This window comes from Longimicrobiaceae bacterium (assembly GCA_035696245.1).
GTDB lineage: Bacteria > Gemmatimonadota > Gemmatimonadetes > Longimicrobiales > Longimicrobiaceae > DASRQW01.
The window spans coordinates 1-3,745 of record DASRQW010000379.1; the positions used below are offsets into that span (position 1 = coordinate 1).

The 3,745-nt window shown below is 72.7% G+C and carries 4 protein-coding genes; 1 reads left to right on the top strand and 3 read right to left on the bottom strand.

Translation table 11 applies throughout. From position 1 onward, the window contains the following. Window positions 1-950, bottom strand: a 950-nt coding sequence (locus tag VFE05_17200) for a L,D-transpeptidase (GenBank protein HET6231816.1), incomplete at its 3' end; no start/stop codon positions are given. 292 nt (window positions 951-1,242) lie between these two features. Here VFE05_17200 and VFE05_17205 point away from each other — a divergent pair. Then, on the top strand, window positions 1,243-1,950 hold the full coding sequence (locus VFE05_17205) for a hypothetical protein (protein HET6231817.1): 708 nt from the start codon (window positions 1,243-1,245) through the stop codon (window positions 1,948-1,950). 202 nt (window positions 1,951-2,152) lie between these two features. Here VFE05_17205 and VFE05_17210 read toward each other — a convergent pair whose 3' ends face one another. After that, window positions 2,153-2,482 (bottom strand): hypothetical protein, encoded by a 330-nt coding sequence (locus VFE05_17210; GenBank protein ID HET6231818.1) that lies wholly within the window; start codon window positions 2,480-2,482, stop codon window positions 2,153-2,155. Window positions 2,483-2,584: 102 nt separating this feature from the next. Further along, the coding region (locus VFE05_17215) for a thymidine phosphorylase (GenBank protein HET6231819.1) at window positions 2,585-3,745 on the bottom strand (1,161 nt) is incomplete at its 5' end.

The following is a 3,745-nucleotide window of genomic DNA, read 5'->3' on the forward strand; positions in this document are numbered from 1 at the left end:
AGCGTGCCGCGGGCGTACGCGTCGGCAAGGAAGGCCGAGTACTCGTCGCGCAGCACGCCGGTGCCCAGGCCGGAGACGCGCGCCATCACCCCGTCCAGCGCGTCGTCGTCGCGGTCCACGATGCCGCGCTCCACCAGCACGCCGGTGATGGCGGGCCAGCGCACCGCCGTGCCCGTGGTGGTGACGGAGACGAACATCTCGTCGCTCATGCGGCCCAGCAGCTCGTCCGTCGGCTGCCTCTCGAGCGCGACGATGAGCGGGTCGCGCGGCGGCGGGGCGGAGCGGCCGGTCTGGTTGCGCTTGCGGCGGGCGACCTCGGCCGGGTCGGCGGTCTGGCCCTGGCCGCCCACGATCACCACCTCGGTGCCCAGCTGCACGTCGTGGAAGAGCCGCCACGCGTCCTGGTTGGACAGGCGGATGCAGCCGTGCGACACCCGCTGGCCCAGCAGCTCGGGCTTGTCGGTGCCGTGGATGGCGAGCCCGTTGCCGATGTAGACGGCGGCCGAACCCAGGTCGCCGGGGAAGAGGCGGCGCGGGTCGTTGGACGGCGGCACAGGCAGGCCGTTCTCCACGAACCACCAGTCCGGTGCGCGCCATGTGGGGTCCTTCTCCTTGAACTGCACGTGGAACACGCCGTTGGGCGTGTCGAAGTCCCACGCCGAGCGGTCGCTCTCCAGCCGCAGACCGGTGCCCGTGCCCACCGGCGCCGACCAGAGCACGCGCCGCCCGTGCGCGAAGTACAGCCGGTTCGCGTCCAGGTCCACGACCACGACGTAGCGCCCGCGCGCCAGCGCCTGCGACGCCACCCGCGGCCCAGAGCCGGTGGATGCCGAGCGCGTGGAGTACGGCGGCGCCTGGGCGATGGACTGCGACGGAAGCGCCGCGGCCGCGCAGCCGAGCAGTGCTGCGGCGGCGACGTGGCGCGATGAGAGCAGGGATGTGTGGATCATGAGGACTGCCGTGGTTCTGGAGATGCGGGGCGGTGCCGTGCCCCAAGTCGTTGCTGCCGCACTCACATCCGCAAGATACCCGCCGCTCTCCCGCGATGTTTCCACGCCGTGGATGCCGCCGGCCGCCGTTTGGATGCAAGCACCGGATCGTCCTCCAAGGGGGCCGCGAAGCCACGGCTGCACGGGCAGCGCGAACGCCGGGGCTTGTCGCCGGATCGCGGGCGATGAACATTGTGCGGCGGAGATGTCCGCCCCTCCCCGTCTTCCGTGACCCATGCCGATACCGTCCAAGGTGCACGAACACCACGCCGGCGTGGCGAGCAGCTGCGCCCCAGCCCGTCCGCACCACGCGGCGCAGCCCGCGGCGCACCTGCCCGGTGGGCCTGTGGCGGGGCAAGCCACGGCGGGACCGCTTACCACGGCCGGCGTGCTGCACCTCCAGCGAACGGTGGGCAACGCGGCGGTGGGACGCATCCTCGCCGCGCGTGCGGCGGAGGTGCGCGCCGCGGCGCCCGCGGGGACCGTGCAGGCGAAGACCGACGAGGAGCGCGCCGACAAGCAGCGGCGGGTCGCGCGTGCCAGGCAGACCATCGCCGAGCTGGGCAACAACCTGGAGGCGGGGCTCTCGGGCCACATCTTCCAGGCCCTGCCGGTGGCTGGTGGTGTGGCGGACAGGCGGGCGCCGAGCGGGCTTCACGGGTACACCAACGGCGCGCTGCCGCCGGGTATCCAGGAGGTGGCGGTGGAGGGCTCCAAGAACCGCGTCCACGAGCTCACCTGGAAGTGGACGGGCGCGGGGAACCCCAACAAGGACAGCACCATGTTTCCGGTGTGGATGCCGCCGCGCCACGTGCGTACCCTCATCGCACTCGACTATCCCGGCCTGCGGGCGAATGCGGTCGACGGGCAGATCTTCCCCGACTCCGCCCGGGAGTACATCCAGCACGGGCTGGACATCGACATCCAGCAGGTGGGCGACACGGTCTATCCCGTGCGCTGAATTTCCGGGTGATCGTGCGACAGCCCTCCTGCCACCCGGCGGGAGGGCTGTCGCACATCCCGGAAGATGTGTGGAGATGCGGATTCCGTCGGCGGAATCGACGCAGAGACGAGCGTTTCGGGCGAGCGGGAAGATTCCGCTGCGATGCATCGCGCCTCTACGAGGTCGGTCGTAGCGGCGGGTGAGGCTGTGCGGAAGGCGGCTAGGTGCCGAAGCGGCCTACGAGCCAGCCGATGAGGGCGCCGCCCAGCGCCCCGAGAACGAGGATCGGCGCGTAGGCTTTGGTGATGACCGCGTCGGCGGCGCTGAGGAGCAGGCCGAGCGCAAGGCCGACGGCCCACGCGGGCGCACCCGTGGCGGCGAGCTGCGGGGAGCCCATCGCAGCCCCGATCGTCACGCCGATGGCGAAGCGGTTGAGGAAGGCGCCGAGCAGCGCCGCGCGCTTGTCCGGGAAGGTGAGCGGCAGCATGGACGCGGCGCTGAGCGCGCCGTACACCAGGCCCGCCAGGGTGCCCAGCCAGAGTCGGGACACGGAGCCGGTCTCCGGGAGATGGGTGGAAGATGCGAAGCGGGCGGGCGCCACCGGCTACGGTAGCGCCCGCCCGCCCCTCCGTCCAGCTTCGTGAAGTCCGCCCTAGCCGCCGATCACCTCGTAGCGCGCTTCGGGCGCGGCGACCGGCTCCGCCGAGAGCCGGAAGGCGGCGCGCAGCATCTCCGCGGCATGGGCGGCAGAGGCTTCGTCGCGCGCGTGGATGTCCGCTAGCGGCTGGCCGGGCTCCACGCGGTCGCCGATGCGGGCGCGGAGCACGATGCCCACGGCGGGATCCACCGGGTCCGACTTCGTCTTCCGCCCGGCGCCCAGCTCCAGCGCCGCGTCGCCGATGCCGCGCGCGTCCGCCGCCTCCACCCAGCGCGGCCCGTCCGCATCCGTCGCGAAGGGGACGGCGTGGGGCGCGCGGGGCAGCAGGCCTGTGTCGCCGACCACGCGCGCGTCGCCCTCCTGCGCGGCGATCAGCTCTTCCAGCTTCCGCGCGCCCTCGCCGCTGTCGCGCAGGCGGTTGAGCGTGGCGCGGGCCTGGTCCGCATCTCCCGACAAGCCCGACATGAGCAGCAGGTGCGCGCCCAGCTCTTCCGTGAGCCGCCACAGGTCGTCCGGCCCGCCGCCGTTCAGCGTCTCGATGGCCTCGCGGACCTCCAGCGCGTTGCCCACGGCGCGGCCCAGCGGCTCCTGCATGGGGCTCAGCACCGCGCGCGTCCGCCGCCCCGCGCCCTCGCCGATGCGCACCAGCTCGCCCGCCAGCTCGCGGGCCTCCTCGACCGTGCGCATGAAGGCGCCGGAGCCCCACTTCACGTCGAGCACGATGCTCGACGCGCCGCCCGCCAGCTTCTTGGACATGATGCTGCCGGCGATGAGCGGCACCGAATCGACCGTCCCCGTCACGTCGCGGAGGGCGTAGAGCAGCTTGTCCGCCGGGACGAGCGCGGCGCTCTGGCCCACCAGCGCGCAGCCGATGCGCTCCACCTGGGCACGCATCTCGTCCAGCTCCAGCTCGCAGCGGAAGCCGGGGATGGCCTCCAGCTTGTCGAGCGTGCCGCCGGTGTGGCCCAGGCCGCGGCCCGACATCTTCACGAACGCCGCGCCCGCCGCCGCCATCAGCGGGACAAGCACGATGGACGTCTTGTCGCCCACGCCGCCGGTGCTGTGCTTGTCGATCTTGGGACCGGCAATGTCGGTAAGGTCGAGGCGCTTGCCGGAGTTGGCCATGGCGTGGGTGAGCAGGACCGATTCGGTCGA